The sequence below is a fragment of the Falsiruegeria litorea R37 genome, from assembly GCF_900172225.1.
GTDB classification, from domain to species: domain Bacteria; phylum Pseudomonadota; class Alphaproteobacteria; order Rhodobacterales; family Rhodobacteraceae; genus Falsiruegeria; species Falsiruegeria litorea.
In genome coordinates this window covers 142406-158705 of record NZ_FWFO01000002.1, presented here as the reverse complement: position 1 = coordinate 158705, position 16300 = coordinate 142406, and the positions used below count along the sequence as shown (strand labels likewise).

The following is a 16300-nucleotide window of genomic DNA, read 5'->3' as shown; positions in this document are numbered from 1 at the left end:
CTGTACCAAAAACGCTTCGTCAATCCTGCGCCGAAACGGCACGGATTGACAATCGGCCCTTGCACCCCACATCTTGCCCGGCCATAGAACGCGCCGTATCCGCTTAATGAGGTTTGCCCCTAAATGCCCGTAGTTGTTGTAGAATCGCCAGCCAAGGCCAAAACGATCAACAAATATCTTGGCTCCGATTACACGGTCTTAGCCTCCTACGGTCACGTTCGCGACCTGCCGCCAAAGGATGGATCGGTCGATACGGACAACGAATTTGACATGAAATGGGAGGTCGGCACCGACAGCCGCAAACATGTCAAAGCCATCGCGGATGCGCTGAAAGAAGACAACGAACTGATCCTCGCGACCGACCCCGACCGCGAGGGCGAGGCGATCAGCTGGCACCTGCAAGAGGCGCTGACCAAGCGCCGTTCGATCAAAAAAGACACCCCCGTCAGCCGCGTGGTGTTCAACGCCATCACCAAATCCGCGGTGACCGAGGCGATGCAGAACCCGCGCCAGGTCGACATGCCCCTGGTTGAGGCTTATCTGGCGCGGCGCGCGCTGGACTATCTGGTGGGCTTCAACCTCTCGCCCGTGCTCTGGCGCAAACTGCCCGGTGCGAAATCGGCGGGCCGCGTGCAATCCGTCTGCCTGCGCCTGATCGTCGAGCGTGAGATGGAGATCGAGGCCTTCAAGCCCGTCGAATACTGGTCGGTCAAGGCGCTGTTCGACACCCCGCGCGGTCAGACCTATGAGGCACGTTTGGTCAAGCTGGCGGGCAACAAGCTCGACAAGATGGACCTGACCAACGCGACGCAAGCCGAGCTGGCGGTGCAGGCGATCACGTCGCGTGCCTTGAGCGTACAGTCGGTTGAGGCGAAGCCTGCGAACCGCAACCCCTCGGCGCCTTTCATGACCTCGACCCTGCAGCAAGAGGCCAGCCGCAAGTTCGGCATGGGCGCGCGTCAGACCATGAGCACGGCGCAGCGGCTTTATGAGGCGGGCTACATTACTTATATGCGGACCGACGGCATCGACATGGCGCCCGAGGCCGTGACGGCGGCGCGCGATGCGATTGCGGATCGCTATGGCGCTGAATACGTGCCCGACAGCCCGCGCATGTACAAGAACAAGGCCAAGAACGCGCAAGAGGCGCACGAATGTATCCGGCCCACGGATATGACCAAAGATGCCTCGCAGCTGAGGATCGAGGATGATCAGCGCAAGCTTTATGATCTGATCTGGAAGCGGACGATTGCCTGTCAGATGGCCGCCGCGCGGCTGGAGCGCACCACGGTTGAGGTCGGCAGCGACGATGGCCAGGTGGGCCTGCGCGCCACCGGGCAGGTCGTGCTTTTTGACGGGTTCATGCGGGTCTATGAAGAGGGCCGCGATGATGTTGCGGACGAGGACGACAAGCGCCTGCCGCAGGTGATGCAGGGCGAACCGGCTGTTTTCGCCAAGACATCTCTGTCCGACCAATTCGCCAAGGCAACCGGCGAGGCGCAGGTGACCGAAGGGGCCAAGATCGCGAAAGAGGCGATCCTGTCTGAAAACGAAGCGGTGCTGGCCCTGCAACACCACACCCAGCCCCCGCCGCGCTATACCGAGGCTACTCTGGTCAAGCGGATGGAGGAGTTGGGGATCGGACGACCATCCACCTATGCCTCGATCGTGACCACGATTCAGGACCGCGAATATGTGCGCAAGGACAAGAACCGCCTGATTCCCGAAGAAAAGGGCCGGATCGTCACGATCTTTTTGCTGAACTTCTTCCGTCAGTATGTGGGGTACGAGTTCACCGCAAACCTGGAAAGTCAGCTGGACCACGTCAGCGCGGGTGACAGCGATTACAAAGAGTTGCTGGCCAAGTTCTGGCGCGATTTCTCGGCTGCGATTGGCGAGACGTCCGAGCTGCGGATTTCCGAGGTGTTGGACAAGCTGGACGAGGCGCTGGCCCCGCAGCTTTATCCGCCGCGTGAGGATGGCACCGATCCCCGGATTTGCCCCAAGTGTGGCACGGGGCAGTTGCATCTGAAAACCTCGCGCACCGGAGGGTTTGTCGGCTGTGGCAATTACCCTGAGTGCAACTATACCCGCCCCATTGCGGGCGAAGGAGCGCAGGGCGAAGAAAAGCTGTTGGGCACGGACGAAGGCGACGAAATCTGGCTCAAGGACGGGCGCTTTGGCCCGTATGTGCAGCGCGGCGAGGTGACGCCGGAAAACAAGCGCCCCAAGCGCAGCTCGCTGCCGCAGGTGCGTCATGGCGGCTGGCCCAAGGAGAACACCACCTTTGAGCAGGCGCTGAAACTGCTCAGCCTGCCGCGCCATGTGGGCGATCACCCCGAAGGCGGCAAGATCAGCGCCAACCTGGGACGGTTTGGCCCCTATATCATGCACAAGCTACCGGATGCGGAGAAGCCGACCTATGTGAACGTCAAAACCTGGGAAGAGATGTTCGACATCGGTATGAACCACGCCGTGCAGCTTTTGGCTGACAAGCGGGCTAACCCTGGTCGTGGACGTGGTACGGCAGCCAAGCCCCTGCGTGAGCTGGGCGAGCATCCCGATGGTGGCGTAATGGCCGTTTATGAGGGGCGTTATGGTCCTTACGTGAAGTGGGAAAAGGTCAACGCGACCCTGCCCAAAGAGACCAAGCCCGAGGATGTGACCGTCGAGATGGCGGTCGAGCTGGTCAACGAAAAGGCCGCCAAGAAGGGCACCAAGAAAAAGGCAGCCCCCAAGAAGAAAGCGGCCACCAAAAAGACCACGACAAAGAAGGCTCCTGTAAAAAAGGCTCCGGCCAAGAAAGCCGCCGAAAGCTGATCAGCCTGCGGGGCCAGCCCATTGGGCCCGGCCCCGCGATTAGGTAGAAATACCAGCGCCCCCTGCGCTTTGTTGACTTCACCGTGACGCGGCGGCACAACGCCTCTCATCACCAAGTCATTGGGGGAGTTTTCCATGAAGAAAGTTTACGCCAACGCCGCCGAGGCACTCGACGGACTGCTGCATGACGGCATGTTCATCGCCGCCGGTGGCTTCGGTCTGTGCGGCATTCCCGAGTTGCTGCTCGACGCCATCAAGGATGCAGGCACACAGAACCTGACATTTGCGTCCAACAACGCGGGCGTCGATGATTTCGGCATCGGCATCCTGTTGCAGACCAAACAGGTCAAAAAGATGATCAGCTCATACGTGGGCGAAAACGCCGAGTTCATGCGCCAGTATCTGTCTGGCGAGCTGGAGTTGGAGTTCAATCCCCAAGGCACCCTGGCCGAGCGTATGCGCGCAGGTGGCGCGGGCATCCCCGGTTTCTTTACCAAGACCGGCGTGGGCACCGTGATCGCGGACGGCAAGATGGAGAAGCAGTTCCCCACCGGGCCAGATGGCGCGATGGAAGACTACATCATGGAAGAGGGCATCTTTGCCGATCTGGCCATCGTCAAGGCATGGAAAGCGGATGAGACCGGCAACCTGGTGTTCCGCAAGACTGCACGCAACTTCAACGCGCCGGCCGCGACCTGCGGCAAGGTCTGTGTGGTCGAGGTCGAGGAAATCGTGCCCACCGGCTCGCTGGAGCCGGATTCCATCCACCTGCCCGGTATCTACGTGCATCGCATCATCCAAGGCGATCACGAGAAACGCATCGAACAGCGCACCGTGCGCCAGCGGGAGGAAGCATAATGCCCTGGGATCGTAACCAAATGGCGGCACGCGCCGCGCAGGAACTGCAGGACGGCTGGTATGTGAACCTGGGCATCGGCATTCCGACACTGGTGTCCAACTACATCCCCGAGGGTGTAGAAGTGACGCTGCAGTCGGAGAACGGCATGCTGGGCATGGGCCCCTTCCCCTATGAGGGTGAAGAAGATGCCGACTTGATCAACGCAGGCAAGCAGACCATCACCGAACTGCCCCAAACCGCCTATTTCGACAGTGCACAGTCGTTTGCGATGATCCGCGGCGGCAAGATCGCCATGGCGATCCTGGGCGCGATGGAAGTGGCCGAGAATGGCGATCTGGCGAACTGGATGATCCCCGGCAAGCTGGTCAAGGGCATGGGCGGCGCGATGGACCTGGTGGCCGGTGTTGGCCGCGTGGTTGTCGTGATGGATCACACCAACAAGCACGGCGACAGCAAGGTGCTGAAGGAATGCACCTTGCCGCTGACCGGCAAATCGGTGGTCGACCGCATCATCACCAACCTGGGCGTCATGGATGTTGTCGAGGGCGGTCTGAAGATCGTGGAAACCGCCGATGGCGTGACCGAGGAAGAACTGCGTGCAGCGACTCAAGCCACAATCGTGGATTGATCTTCCCCAACACAGAATGACAAAGGCCCGCCTAGTTCGGCGGGCCTTATCTTTTTGACGGTTCGAGATGTGTTTAGTTCATGCCGGTGAACACACAGCCATCCGAGATCAGCTGTGGCGGCGTGGCACAAAGCCCACGCGCGACCTGAAAGGCGGCCAGCACCTTGGGCACGTAATCGCGCGTCTCAGGGAACGGCGGCACACCCTGGTGTTGTTTCACCGACCCCTCGCCCGCATTATATCCGGCCAGCACCATGATCGGATCGTGACCGAACTCTCCCATCAGCCAATCCAGATACTTGACGCCACCAGCGATGTTCTCGTCCGGCTCCAGGCTGTCGCTGACACCAAAGCGCGCGGCCGTCGCGGGCATCAGCTGCATCAGACCTTGGGCCCCTGCCCCGCTGACTGCATCTGATTTGCCGGCCGATTCCACTGCGATCACGGCCAAGACCAGTGCGGGTGACACATCTGTCCCCACTGTTGAACGCAGAATCGGGATGCCGCGTTCTTTTGCGATGTCCTGCATGAACTGCAGGCGCGGCACAGAAACTCCGCCGGTTGCGGCCAGAGTATGCATCGCCTCTTCTAACCGCCCCGGGCCAGATTTGCTTAGATCCGGCGAAACCTTGTCCCAGAACCAGGCATATTTTCCGGGGGCGTCTGGAGATTGTGCTGCGGGCGCGTCTTCGGCCGGTTTGGCCTTGGCCGGGCGCACTTGCTGAGTCGGATCGATCTGCACCGTAATCTTGGGACGGCTGCCTTTGGGCGGTGCTTTCAAGCGTTTGGCCTGAAAATCAGGGAACGGCGTCGGGGATTGCGAGAATCCGACACCTGGAATCGCCAAAAGCAGCGCGGTTGCGCCCAATACAAATAATCTGAGGTTCATTCTGCTCGCCTCATTGATATGTTTTTTTGTTTTTTCTTCCCGAAAAGGTGCTCAAAAGCCAGAAAAACCCGCCGAAATAGGGCGATTTTGCCCCATTTGGCACCATTTTGCACCGCCGCATAGGTTGAATGAGCAAAAATTCAGAATTCTTTTTGTTAAAAATCAAAACCTTACGGAAATTCTAAGCGAAATGTTAAATTCGGGCAGGAAAATTCTGCTTTTGGCCCAAATCCTGCCACGCGGTACGGGCAAAACTCTATTCATACCACGGCGGACACGGACCAACGAGAGAGAGCAGGTTCGAAGGTCACCGAGGGTTGAGACAACCAAATCTAAGTGATCCTTTAGGAGGGACATACCATGATCAAGTTCATCAAAAACTTCCGCAAAGACGAAAACGGTGCTGTGACTGTTGACTGGGTCGTTCTGACCGCAGCTGTTGTTGCACTGGCTGGCGTTGCTTATCAGGGCATCAACAGCGGTACTGGCGCTCTGTCGACCGACGTCAACAACGCTCTGACCAACTCGACCGTGGCAACTGCTGTTGGCGGCGAATAATATTCCGGCTTAGAGCCAAAAGTTTTCGAGGGGCCGCGTCTTAACGAAGACGCGGCCCTTTGTTCCTCAGGAAGCTGCCCAGAGAGGAAATGTCATGTGGGAAAGAGTAAAGAATGTCTTTCGGGATGAAAACGGCGCCGTCACCGTAGATTGGGTCGTCCTTTGCGCAGCCGTTGTTGGCTTGGCGGGGGCAACGATTGCCTCGCTTCATGGACCAACCGGTGATGTATCATCCGCATTGAACAACTCGCTCAGCAACTCGACCGTCGCGGTCCCGGTTGGTGGCGAATAATCAAGCCAACGATCCCTAGATCGTGAAAGCAGCCAGAAGGCTGCCGTTGGCGTGTCAGGCAAAGCTGACATCTGAACCCAACCCCGAAACAGTTGATTCAAAAGAAAAACAACAACCCTCGAATTGGCCCGTATCGTCCCTTTTTGTGACACAATTGGCCAATAACTGTTGTTGCGGGTGTTTGCGCCAGGGGACCGAACAAATCGGATTGCCCCAGTTGCGCAAGTGAGAATGTAAGTAGAGGTGGATCATGCGTGCAGTATTCGGATTAGTGTTGATCGTGGGCGTTGCCCTTGCAGGCGGCGCGGTCATGATGGCGCAAAAATACATTTCGGCGCACAAAACTGCGCTCGCGCAGGCCAACATGGCACGTCAGGACATTGTGCCGACAACCAATGTGATGGTCGCAGCGCGTCCGCTTCGCTATGGTGAGCGTCTGAACAAAGAAGACGTGTTGAAGGTGAAGTGGCCGGAAAACGCCCTGCCCGAAGGGGTCTTCACCGAAGTCCCCGTATTGTTCCCCGAAAACACCGAAGACAATCGATTTGTTTTGCGGGCGATGGAAAAAGGCGAAGCCATTATGGCGGTCAAGGTGACCGAGCCTGGAGAAGATGCCGGCCTGACCTCGCAGTTGGAACGCGGCATGCGCGCCTTTGCCATTCGCGTGGACGTATCGTCGGGCGTATCGGGCTTTTTGCGCCCCGGGGACCGGGTTGACGTGATCTGGACCGGCAACGTCGGCGAAGTCGAAGGTTCTCGTGGCGAAGTTTCGCGACTGATCCGCTCGAGCGTGCAGATCATTGCAATCGATCAGATTGCAGGCGGCGACCTGACCGGTGCCAACATTGCACGAACGGTCACCGTTTCGGTCCCGCCCGCAGACGTACTGGCATTGGAGCTGGCACAACAGACCGGCCGCTTGTCCCTGTCGCTGGTTGGAGCGGAAGACGACACTCTGGCCTCTGCCCTGGAAATCAACCAGCGGTCCCTTCTGGGACTGGGAGAGATCGAAGCCGCCCCTCAACCGGTTGAAGAGAAGGTTTGTACCATTCGGACGCGCCGCGGTGCCGAAGTTATGGAAATTCCGATCCCGTGCACAAACTGATGCAAAATCAGTTGGTTACAAAAAGAGGCCTGCACACCCCGTGCGGGCCTCTTTTGTGTTGTTGCTTGGACCACACATAAGAAACGCGCCGGAAACCATTGATTCTTGCAAAAAAATCGGAACTGGCGCACAGTGTCGCAAAGAGCGGGCAACAAGACCCGGGTTTGAGGCGTGATCGGAGAGGCAGGTCACATGAAGATTGATGGATGGATCAAAGCAGCCCTGCTGGGGCTGTCGCTGGCGTGTACCCCGATCATCGGATCCATGGCGCAGGCGGAAAATCTGCGTGTTGTGAAAAAAGGCACGGCGGCCACGCTGGATGTGCCCATGAACCGTGCGGTGGTTGTCGAAAGCGACCAACCCTTTGCGGAACTCAGTATCGCCAATCCCGGAATTGCTGACATCTCATCTCTGTCGGATCGCACGATCTATGTCCTGGGCAAATCCCCTGGCTTGACCACTCTGACCTTGCTGGATGCCACCGGTCGCCTGATCACGAACGTGAACGTCCGTGTGGCGGCAGATGTGACCGAGTTCAAGGAACGCCTGGGGCAAATCCTGCCCGGCGAAAAAATCGAAGTGCGCACCGCAAACGACGGCATTGTGCTTTCAGGCACGGTCTCAAGCGCCCAACGCCTCCAGCGGGCTCTGGATCTGGCCGAACGCTATGCCCCCGAGCGGGTGTCGAACCTGATGAGCGTGGGTGGCGTGCAGCAGGTCATGCTCAAAGTGCGCTTTGCCGAAATGCAGCGGTCGGTGTCAAAGTCGCTGAGCGCCTCGCTGGGTTTCAGCGGGGGTGACGCCACAGGTGGTATCAACACTCTGAACAACCAGCCGAACCTCACAGGCGCCCTGAATGGCAATATCCCGGCAACGAACCAGAACACCGGTGCGATCCTCTTTGGCTTTAGCGCGGGCGCGACGCAGATCCGCCTGCTGATCGAAGCACTGGAGCGCAAAGGCGTTGTTCGCACCCTGGCCGAACCCAACCTGTCGGCCCTTTCAGGCCAAGAAGCCAAGTTCCTGGCAGGTGGCGAGTATCCGATCCCGGTGGCTCAACGTGACGGTCTGTTTTCCGTTGAATACAAACCCTTTGGCATCGAGCTGAGCTTTATTCCACGCGTTCTGGATGGCGATCTGATCAATCTGGAACTGCTGGCAGCGGTGTCGTCGCTGGACCCCAACAACAGCGTTGTGGTGAACGGCTTTAACATCGCGGCCTTTGCCCGCCGCGAAACCTCGACCACGGTGGAACTGCGCGACGGCGAAAGCTTTGCGATTGCCGGTCTGATCGAAGACGAATTCCTGGACAACAACTCGCAACTGCCCTGGATCGGTGATGTTCCGGTACTGGGCGCTTTGTTCCGCAGCGCCAACTATCAGCGCAGCCAGACCGAGCTGGTCATCATCGTGACCGCGCATCTGGTGACACCCACCCGCGGCGAGGCGCTGGCCCTGCCAACGGATCGGGTGAAGCCACCCAGCGAAAACGGCCTGTTCCTTTATGGTCAGGTCTCAAGCACGGATCGTGCAGGTGGCGGTGCGGCCTCGGAAGTGGCCAAGCAGGATTTCAGCGGCTCGTATGGCTACGTGCTGGACTAAACAAGGGATGGGTCCGATGCATAAATGGGTTGTCTCACTGGGTTTGATGGTTGCTGTTGCAGCCTGTGGACGCGAAGCCGGCTATGAGGTTGATTCTGGCACCTTTGGCAACGCCACCCTGAACAACACACAAATGCAGAACGGCGAACGCAATTTCGCCCAGACCCTGGCCGACAGATTCGCCCGCGAAGTGCCCAATCAGATCAACTTTGCTTTTGACAGTGCGTCACTGGACGACACAGCGCGTCAAACTCTTCTGAAACAGGCCAATTTCATCCGCCAGTTCCCTGAAGTGAAATTCCGGGTTTACGGCCACACCGACGCCGTCGGTTCGGCCGCGTATAACAAGCGCCTGGGATTGCGGCGCGCGCAGGCCGTTGTTGCCTTTTTTGCGTCCCAAGGCATCAAACGCTCGCGGCTTGAAGCCCTGGCCTCGTTCGGCGAGACCAAACCGCTGGTGAACACCCCCGATCGCGACCGTCGCAACCGGCGCACCGTCACCGAGGTTTCGGGCTTTGTCGGACGCCATCCCACTGTTTTGGATGGTAAATATGCGCAAATCATCTATCGCGACTACGTCAAAAGCGCTGAGGCACCGAGCAAGGTGACCACCACCAGCAGCGCAGGTGGCTTTACCGAATAACAATCCGGGTGATTTGGGCGGTATCGTCGCCCAATTCCCTACAATTGGTTTGTTTCGGCCTAAATCTCGCCCAACTTCACAGCGACATTGCTTCCAATAGGTGACGTGCGACCGTTTGCAGGTTGCGCGACGGCATCGATCCAGAGCTAGGCAAGCTCGGTTCTGGTGCCCCCCGTAAAGAGGAAGAAGGCAATGAGCAGTGTAGCGCCACAACCCGAGAACAGCCCGATCCTGGCCTGTACAGTCAGCAGGGACGTGCAAAATTTCGATCTGTTGATCGAAGACATGGAAACTGCGCTTGGTGAAAGCTGGGGAGACCTGGGCTTTGCCGAGGCTCTGGCCTTTTTTGGACAGCCGGAAGCCGAGTCGTTGGAATTCATTGCCTTGGCGATCGACGGCGAGGACGAGGACAATCTTGTTCTCATGGGAGAAATTATTGCCCAGGCCAAATCGCGCGGCATTAAGGTCATTCTGATCGCCGAAGACGTCACTCCGGCCTCACTGCACCAGCTGCTGCGCAAAGGCGCGGACGAATTTGTTCCCTACCCCCTTCCCGAGCACGAGTTGCAGTCCGCCATCGAGCGGTTGAATTCACCAGAGCCCGAGGTCAACCAGTCGCAGCACAACACTGCACAACTGAAATCCGGCAGCTCGAAAGAGGGTGCGTTGATTGTTGTGCACGGATTGGCGGGCGGTACCGGGGCCACGACTATGGCCGTGAATCTGGCGTGGGAGCTGACCAACGTCGACAAGGACGATGCACCCAGTGTCTGTCTGCTGGACCTCGATCTGCAATACGGCTCGGTCTCGACCTTTCTTGACCTGCCACGCCGCGAGGCCGTGTTCGAAATGCTGTCAGACACAGACAGCATGGACGAAGAGGTCTTTGGTCAGGCTCTGCTGAGCTTTGAGGACAAGCTGCAGGTGCTGACTGCGCCGTCTGACATGGTGCCGCTCGACATCATCAGCCCCGAAGACATTGAACGCGTCATCGAAATGGCGCGGGCGCACTTCGATTATGTGATTGTCGACATGCCCAAGACGTTGGTGCAGTGGTCGGAAACCGTGTTGCAGGCGGCCCATGTCTATTTTGCCCTGATCGAGCTGGACATGCGCTCGGCTCAGAACGCCCTGCGGATGAAGCGCGCGTTGCAATCCGAGGACCTGCCGTTCAACAAGCTGCGCTTTGCCCTGAACCGCGCACCCAAATTCACCGACCTCAGCGGCAAGAGCCGGGTCAAGCGGATGGGCGAATCCCTGGGCATTTCCATCGACCTGCAATTGCCTGATGGGGGCAAACAGGTCACTCAGGGCGCCGACCACGGCCTGCCCTTGGCCTCGTCCGCCGCAAAGAACCCTTTGCGCAAGGAACTCGCGAAGCTCGCCCAGTCCTTGCATGACCTGGGTCGCAGCGACGCCGAAGCCGCGTAAACGAGTAAGATTGGGGGACCAAGATGTTTTCGAGATACAAAAAGACTGGAAAGGCCGAGCCGGTTCAACCGGCTAAGCCTGTTAAGAAAGTCGAAGCAGCGCCCAGCGCACCCCAACCGAAGCCTGCGCAAGCCAGCCTGCGCAAGCCCTTGGACCGCAAGGCCGCCGAGGTCACCTCGACCGATAAGGATCGCAAGCGCAAGGAGCGGATGGGCGAGATCAAGATCGAGTTGCACCGCGAACTGCTGGAAAACCTGAACCTGTCCGCTTTGGAACACGCGGCCGAGGCTGAATTGCGTGCGGAAATCAGCACCATCACCAGTGAAATCCTGGAATCGAAGGGCATTGTGCTCAACCGCGAAGACCGCACAACGCTGAACAAGGACCTTTACGACGAGGTCACTGGCCTGGGTCCGCTGGAAACTTTGCTACAGGACGAGACGGTCAACGATATTCTGGTCAACGGTCCGCAACAGGTGTTTGTGGAACGTGCCGGTAAGCTGCAATTGAGCGACGTCACCTTCAAGGACGAAAAGCACCTGATGCGGATCATCGACAAGATCGTGTCTGCCGTGGGACGCCGTGTCGATGAATCCAACCCTTATGTTGACGCCCGTCTGGCTGATGGTTCGCGTTTCAACGCAATGGTGCCACCGATTGCGGTGGATGGCTCGTTGGTGTCCATTCGTAAGTTCAAAAAGGACAAGCTGGGCATTGATGATCTGGTGAATTTTGGTGCCTTTACCGAAGAAATGGCTGCTTATCTGCAGGCCGCTGTTTCAACGCGGCTTAACGTGATCGTCTCGGGCGGTACCGGTTCGGGTAAGACCACGACGCTCAACGCGCTAAGCTCGTTCATCGACAACGCCGAACGCATCCTGACGATCGAGGATACCGCGGAACTTCAGCTGCAACAGACCCATGTTGGCCGGATGGAAAGCCGCCCACCCAACGTCGAAGGCAAGGGTGAGGTTTCGCCACGCGACTGTTTGAAAAACGCCCTGCGGATGCGCCCTGATCGGATCATCGTGGGCGAGACCCGCGGCGAGGAAGTCATCGACATGTTGCAGGCCATGAACACCGGCCACGACGGATCGATGACAACGATCCACGCCAACAGCGCCCGCGATGGTGTCAGCCGTCTGGAAAACATGATCGCCATGGCCGGGATCGAAATGCCGATCAAGGCCGTGCGCAGCCAGATCTCTTCGGCTGTGAACCTAATCGTGCAGGCCAGCCGCCTGCAGGACGGCTCGCGCCGCATGACCTCGATCACCGAGATTACGGGGATGGAAGGCGACGTGATCTCGATGCAGGAGATCTTTCGCTATCAGCGCGTTGGCCTGACGCCTGACAACAAGATTATCGGTCACTTCACCGCGACCGGCGTGCGCAGCCATTATTCCGAGCGGTTCCGGATGTGGGGGTATGACCTGCCGCCATCCATCTATGAACCGACGACAATGTAAGGGGATACGCCATGCAACTGAGTGCAGAACCTATCATCTATGGCTTGATTTTTGTCGGCGTGCTGGTGCTGATCAACGGAATCTATCTGGTCGCCTTTGGCAAATCGATCAGCCTGAACAGCCGCGTGAATCGCCGTTTGGAAATGCTCGACAAGGGCGTTGGTCGCGAACAGGTGCTGGAACAGCTGCGCAAGGAAATGCAGCAGCACATGAAATCAACGTCGATCCCGCTCTATTCGCTGCTGGCGGAAAAGGCGCAGAAGGCGGCGATTGCATTCACGCCGCGTCAGCTGATCATGATCATGGTGGGCTTGGCAGGCGTGGCCTTTGTTGGCCTGAGCATCGGAACCGAGACCGAAGTGCCCCTGCGTGTTGGAGCGTCTGTATTGATCAGTGTCGGCGCGGTGTTTGTTTGGGTCAACGGCAAGGCAAAAAAACGCATGGCCCTGTTCGAAGAGCAATTGCCGGATGCGGTGGAACTGATGGTGCGGTCGCTGCGCGTTGGGCACCCGTTCGTGTCCGCGATCCAGATCGTGGCCAAGGAATCCGAAGACCCGATCGCAACCGAATTCGGCATCATCGCCGATGAAAGCACTTATGGCCGCGAAGTGGGTGATGCCCTGAAAGAGATGGCCGAGCGCCTGGATATGCAGGATTTGCGCTTTCTTGCCGTGGCTGTGACCATCCAACAGCAGTCGGGCGGTAACCTGGCCGAGGTTCTGGCCGGTCTGGCCAAGGTGATCCGCGCGCGCTTTCGCCTGTTCCGCCGGGTCAAGGCCATCACCGCCGAGGCGCAGTGGTCGGGCAAGTTCCTGTCCGCCTTCCCGCTGATCGCGCTGGCCGTGATCCTGGTCAACGATCCCGCCTATTATGACGGCGTAATGGATCACCCCTATTTCATCCCAGCCTGTTTCATCGTGGGCATACTGCTTACTGCCAATCTGTTCGTCATGCGCACGCTGACCAACATCAAAGTCTGAACGAGGGTGCGCCATGGAATTTCTGCAAAACATCAACGACCTTCTAACCCAACATCTGGGCGAATTTGGCCCATTGATCGTGGTTGGCGTGTTGGGCCTGTTCATGATCCTTCTGACGGTTCCGATGATGCTGAACCAGCCCGAGGATCCGCTCAAGAAACTCAAGCGCGACATTGATCCCAAGACCAAGAAGAAGCCAAAGAAAGAGCAACTTCGCCAGGGTGGTCGCAACGAACAACTGGACCGTTTTGCCACGTTCCTGGAACCCCAGGACGCCGAAGAGCTGTCTGCCATGCAGCTCAAGCTGCGCCAGGCCGGGTACCAGTCGAAGGATGCGGTTCGCTTTTTCCACTTTGCCCAGTTCGCCTTGGGTATCTTTGGCCTGATCTGTGGGGTGGTCTACGTCACCATCATTGCCGCCGATCAGGAATTCGATGCGCAGGCCATGTTGATCCGTGTGTTGGGCCCGGGCGGTGTGGGATACTTCCTGCCGCGTTATTGGATCACGCGCCGGGTCGAGACCCGCAAAGAGAACATCACCGCCGGCTTCCCGGACTCGCTCGACATGATGCTGGTCTGTGTCGAAGCGGGGCAGTCGCTGGATCAATCCATCGTCCGCGTCGCCCGAGAGCTGCGTGCCTCGTATCCTGATCTGGCCGACGAATTCGAAATCGTCGCCTATGAGATGAAGGCAGGTAAGGACAAGGACAAGGTTTTGCGCGACATGGGCATTCGCTGTGGTGTACCGGATGTAGCATCCTTCGTGACCGTGCTGATCCAATCCGCCAGCTTTGGTACATCAATTGCAGAGGCGTTGCGGGTTTACGCAGGGGAAATGCGTGACAAACGCGTGATGCGGGCCGAAGAAGCCGCAAACAAGTTGCCAACCAAAATGACGCTTGCCACAATGATGCTAACGGTTCCGCCCCTGCTGATCATCCTTGTTGGGCCATCGGCAAAAGGCATCATGGATCTGGGCAACATGAGCAGTAACTAACAAAAGGCACGGGCCAGGTGTGAAGACGACCGCCCCCATCAAAAGAACAGCTTTGGCCATCGTTGCTGCCGCAACGGTGGCTGCTTGCACATCAAACAGTCTGGAAGAATTGCCTGACGGCCCCTTCCCCCCCGGTGTTGACCACAAACAAGAGGCGGTCAGCGGTGTCGAGGTGGGCCAGCGCTTGCTGAACGCCGGAGAATACGAACTGGCCCTGGGTGCCTTTACCCGCGCAGCGCTAGATCAGGGCATGACCACAGAAATCCTAACGGGATTGGGTACAGCCAATTTGGGTCTGGGCCGCCTGGGGCAATCCGAAGAAATGCTGCGCCGCGCCGTCGAAGAGGCCCCCGATTGGCCCGAAGCCTGGAACAATCTGGGTGTCGTGCTGATGGAAAGGGGAGAGTTGGCCGAAGCCACCGGGATTTTCCGCAAAGCTTTTGCCCTGGACAATGGCGAAAGTGACTCAATTCGGGATAATTTACGGATTGCACTCGCAAAATCCGAAAATCCTGATAATAATGCTGGACAACAACAAGAATATAAATTGGTGCAGCGGGGACAGGGCGAGTTCCAAATCCGCAAGACACCATGACTAGGGCAAGAGCAGTAAAGGACGCAAAAAATGCGCCACCTCATCTTGATTCCGGCGATGCTGGTCAGTGGCCTGGCTCTTTCGGCATGTTCCGAGAGCGGGGATGAAACCGTTGAACGCGCGTTTCAGGACGTCAATGTCGTCGACGAAGCAGACCTGAACGACGTGATGTTGACAGTGGCTGATCCCAATGAGGCGGTCGATTATTTTGCGCGCGCATCCAAGTCCAACCCCGATCGGATCGACCTGCAACGTGGTTTGGCCAAATCCTTGGTCCGCGCCAAACGCAACACCGAAGGTGTCACCGCATGGACCCGTGTTTCGCGCATGGACGGTGCAAGCCCCGATGACTCTGTCGACTTGGCCGACGCGCTGATCCGCACCGGCGATTGGGCGGGTGCCGAAAAGCTGCTCGATACCGTGCCGCCCACCCATGAGACGTTCAAGCGTTACCGGCTCGAAGCGATGGTGGCCGATGCGAACCGCGAATGGGACCGCGCCGACACGTTTTATGAAACCGCCGTTGGCCTGACGACGCGCCCTGCAAGCGTGATGAACAACTGGGGCTACTCCAAGCTGACCCGTGGTGATTATGCCGAGGCCGAGCGCCTGTTTGGCGACGCGATCCGTCAGGATCAAACGCTGTTCACTGCCAAGAACAACCTTATTCTCGCCCGTGGCGCACAGCGCAACTATACCCTGCCCGTCATCCCGATGGACCAGATGGAGCGCGCACAGCTTTTGCACACCATGGCTCTGTCCGCAGTGAAGCAGGGTGACGTGACCACCGGCAAGGGCCTGTTGCGTGAAGCCATCGCAACCCACCCGCAGCACTTTGAAGCCGCGGTTCGATCCCTGCGGGCGCTTGAAAGCTGATCCATGGCACTGACGGCCTATGCGGCATGGTGGTTTCTGCCTTTCGTCCTTCCAATCTGCCTGTATGTGGCGCTGACAGATTTGCGTGAGATGCGGATCACCAACAAGTCCGTAACCGCCTTGTTCTTTGTCTATGTGATCGTGGGCCTCTTTGCTCTGCCCTTGACCGATCCCTGGCAGGTCGGCTTCGTCGGCCCCTTTGCCGTTGAGCTGCCTCTTTATGTTTGGCAGTTCTTTCAACTGATCGTCGTGCTGCTGTTGGGCATGGTGCTCAACATGATTGGCGCCGTTGGGGCGGGCGACGCAAAGTTTGCCGCCGCTGCAGCACCCTTTATCGCAGCCGGAGATGCCCGGGTGCTCGTCGCGCTCTTTGCCGCCAACTTGCTGGCGGCCTGGTCGACCCACAAGATCGCAAAGTTCACCCCGCTGCGCAGTCTTGCCCCCAATTGGCAAAGCTGGACCATGGGGTTGGAGTTCCCGATGGGCCTTGCCCTGGGTGGAACCCTGGGCCTGTATCTGATCCTTGGCACCATCTACGGCAGCTAACCTTTTCGCG

General features: G+C 58.3%; 16 protein-coding genes. 15 read left to right on the top strand and 1 reads right to left on the bottom strand.

Translation table 11 applies throughout. The annotated features are described in order from the left end of the window. Positions 1–123: 123 nt before the first annotated feature. The 3 genes from topA (at position 124) to TRL7639_RS14345 (ending at position 4307) form a co-directional block, all read left to right on the top strand. Positions 124–2820 carry a type I DNA topoisomerase gene (topA, locus tag TRL7639_RS14355; protein WP_085796558.1) on the top strand — a complete coding sequence of 899 codons (2697 nt, stop codon included), beginning with the start codon at positions 124–126 and terminating at the stop codon, positions 2818–2820. 135 nt (positions 2821–2955) lie between these two features. Further along, positions 2956–3678 carry a CoA transferase subunit A gene (locus TRL7639_RS14350; RefSeq protein WP_085796557.1) on the top strand — a complete coding sequence of 241 codons (723 nt, stop codon included), beginning with the start codon at positions 2956–2958 and terminating at the stop codon, positions 3676–3678. After that, positions 3678–4307, top strand: a complete 630-nt coding sequence (locus TRL7639_RS14345) for a CoA transferase subunit B (protein WP_085796556.1) — start codon at positions 3678–3680, stop codon at positions 4305–4307. Before TRL7639_RS14350 ends, TRL7639_RS14345 begins: the two co-directional genes overlap by 1 nt. 73 nt (positions 4308–4380) lie before the next feature. Here TRL7639_RS14345 and TRL7639_RS14340 read toward each other — a convergent pair whose 3' ends face one another. Further along, positions 4381–5196 (bottom strand): lytic transglycosylase domain-containing protein, encoded by an 816-nt coding sequence (locus tag TRL7639_RS14340; RefSeq protein ID WP_085796555.1) that lies wholly within the window; start codon positions 5194–5196, stop codon positions 4381–4383. Between the two features lie 360 nt (positions 5197–5556). Here TRL7639_RS14340 and TRL7639_RS14335 point away from each other — a divergent pair, with 360 nt between their 5' ends. The 12 genes from TRL7639_RS14335 (at position 5557) to TRL7639_RS14280 (ending at position 16290) form a co-directional block, all read left to right on the top strand. Next, positions 5557–5754 carry a hypothetical protein gene (locus tag TRL7639_RS14335; RefSeq protein ID WP_085796554.1) on the top strand — a complete coding sequence of 66 codons (198 nt, stop codon included), beginning with the start codon at positions 5557–5559 and terminating at the stop codon, positions 5752–5754. Between the two features lie 94 nt (positions 5755–5848). Continuing rightward, the gene (locus tag TRL7639_RS14330; protein WP_085796553.1) at positions 5849–6046 is read left to right on the top strand and encodes a hypothetical protein; all 198 of its coding nucleotides are present in this window, start codon (positions 5849–5851) and stop codon (positions 6044–6046) included. A gap of 250 nt (positions 6047–6296) precedes the next feature. Further along, on the top strand, positions 6297–7151 hold the full coding sequence (gene cpaB, locus TRL7639_RS14325) for a Flp pilus assembly protein CpaB (protein WP_085796552.1): 855 nt from the start codon (positions 6297–6299) through the stop codon (positions 7149–7151). A gap of 192 nt (positions 7152–7343) precedes the next feature. Then, a complete protein-coding gene (locus tag TRL7639_RS14320) occupies positions 7344–8753 on the top strand; it encodes a type II and III secretion system protein family protein (RefSeq protein WP_085796551.1) in 1410 nt (469 codons plus the stop codon). Positions 8754–8769: 16 nt separating this feature from the next. Next, the gene (locus tag TRL7639_RS14315; RefSeq protein WP_085796908.1) at positions 8770–9396 is read left to right on the top strand and encodes an OmpA family protein; all 627 of its coding nucleotides are present in this window, start codon (positions 8770–8772) and stop codon (positions 9394–9396) included. Positions 9397–9588: 192 nt separating this feature from the next. Beyond that, entirely contained in the window at positions 9589–10827 is a 1239-nt protein-coding gene (locus TRL7639_RS14310) for a CpaE/TadZ family protein (RefSeq protein ID WP_085796550.1), read from the top strand. Positions 10828–10850: 23 nt separating this feature from the next. Then, on the top strand, positions 10851–12296 hold the full coding sequence (locus TRL7639_RS14305; RefSeq protein WP_085796549.1) for a TadA family conjugal transfer-associated ATPase: 1446 nt from the start codon (positions 10851–10853) through the stop codon (positions 12294–12296). An 11-nt stretch (positions 12297–12307) separates the two neighbouring features. Next, positions 12308–13276 carry a type II secretion system F family protein gene (locus tag TRL7639_RS14300; RefSeq protein WP_085796548.1) on the top strand — a complete coding sequence of 323 codons (969 nt, stop codon included), beginning with the start codon at positions 12308–12310 and terminating at the stop codon, positions 13274–13276. A 13-nt stretch (positions 13277–13289) separates the two neighbouring features. Further along, positions 13290–14273, top strand: coding sequence for a type II secretion system F family protein (locus TRL7639_RS14295; RefSeq protein WP_085796547.1), 984 nt, complete (start codon positions 13290–13292; stop codon positions 14271–14273). A 19-nt stretch (positions 14274–14292) separates the two neighbouring features. Continuing rightward, complete coding sequence (locus tag TRL7639_RS14290) at positions 14293–14868, top strand: tetratricopeptide repeat protein (protein ID WP_370809024.1); 576 nt, start codon at positions 14293–14295, stop codon at positions 14866–14868. 30 nt (positions 14869–14898) lie between these two features. After that, positions 14899–15744, top strand: a complete 846-nt coding sequence (locus TRL7639_RS14285) for a tetratricopeptide repeat protein (protein ID WP_085796546.1) — start codon at positions 14899–14901, stop codon at positions 15742–15744. 3 nt (positions 15745–15747) lie between these two features. Further along, a complete protein-coding gene (locus tag TRL7639_RS14280) occupies positions 15748–16290 on the top strand; it encodes a prepilin peptidase (RefSeq protein WP_085796545.1) in 543 nt (180 codons plus the stop codon). Positions 16291–16300: the final 10 nt, after the last annotated feature.

What these genes read in the sequence shown, in the direction of transcription:
- TRL7639_RS14340 (WP_085796555.1), bottom strand. Translation starts at nt 5,196, where the DNA reads ATGAACCTCAGATTATTTGTATTGGGCGCAACCGCGCTGCTTTTGGCG.
- TRL7639_RS14305 (WP_085796549.1), top strand. Translation starts at nt 10,851, where the DNA reads ATGTTTTCGAGATACAAAAAGACTGGAAAGGCCGAGCCGGTTCAACCG.
- TRL7639_RS14320 (WP_085796551.1), top strand. Translation starts at nt 7,344, where the DNA reads ATGAAGATTGATGGATGGATCAAAGCAGCCCTGCTGGGGCTGTCGCTG.
- topA (WP_085796558.1), top strand. Translation starts at nt 124, where the DNA reads ATGCCCGTAGTTGTTGTAGAATCGCCAGCCAAGGCCAAAACGATCAAC.
- TRL7639_RS14350 (WP_085796557.1), top strand. Translation starts at nt 2,956, where the DNA reads ATGAAGAAAGTTTACGCCAACGCCGCCGAGGCACTCGACGGACTGCTG.
- cpaB (WP_085796552.1), top strand. Translation starts at nt 6,297, where the DNA reads ATGCGTGCAGTATTCGGATTAGTGTTGATCGTGGGCGTTGCCCTTGCA.
- TRL7639_RS14300 (WP_085796548.1), top strand. Translation starts at nt 12,308, where the DNA reads ATGCAACTGAGTGCAGAACCTATCATCTATGGCTTGATTTTTGTCGGC.
- TRL7639_RS14335 (WP_085796554.1), top strand. Translation starts at nt 5,557, where the DNA reads ATGATCAAGTTCATCAAAAACTTCCGCAAAGACGAAAACGGTGCTGTG.
- TRL7639_RS14310 (WP_085796550.1), top strand. Translation starts at nt 9,589, where the DNA reads ATGAGCAGTGTAGCGCCACAACCCGAGAACAGCCCGATCCTGGCCTGT.
- TRL7639_RS14315 (WP_085796908.1), top strand. Translation starts at nt 8,770, where the DNA reads ATGCATAAATGGGTTGTCTCACTGGGTTTGATGGTTGCTGTTGCAGCC.
- TRL7639_RS14330 (WP_085796553.1), top strand. Translation starts at nt 5,849, where the DNA reads ATGTGGGAAAGAGTAAAGAATGTCTTTCGGGATGAAAACGGCGCCGTC.
- TRL7639_RS14345 (WP_085796556.1), top strand. Translation starts at nt 3,678, where the DNA reads ATGCCCTGGGATCGTAACCAAATGGCGGCACGCGCCGCGCAGGAACTG.
- TRL7639_RS14280 (WP_085796545.1), top strand. Translation starts at nt 15,748, where the DNA reads ATGGCACTGACGGCCTATGCGGCATGGTGGTTTCTGCCTTTCGTCCTT.
- TRL7639_RS14285 (WP_085796546.1), top strand. Translation starts at nt 14,899, where the DNA reads ATGCGCCACCTCATCTTGATTCCGGCGATGCTGGTCAGTGGCCTGGCT.
- TRL7639_RS14295 (WP_085796547.1), top strand. Translation starts at nt 13,290, where the DNA reads ATGGAATTTCTGCAAAACATCAACGACCTTCTAACCCAACATCTGGGC.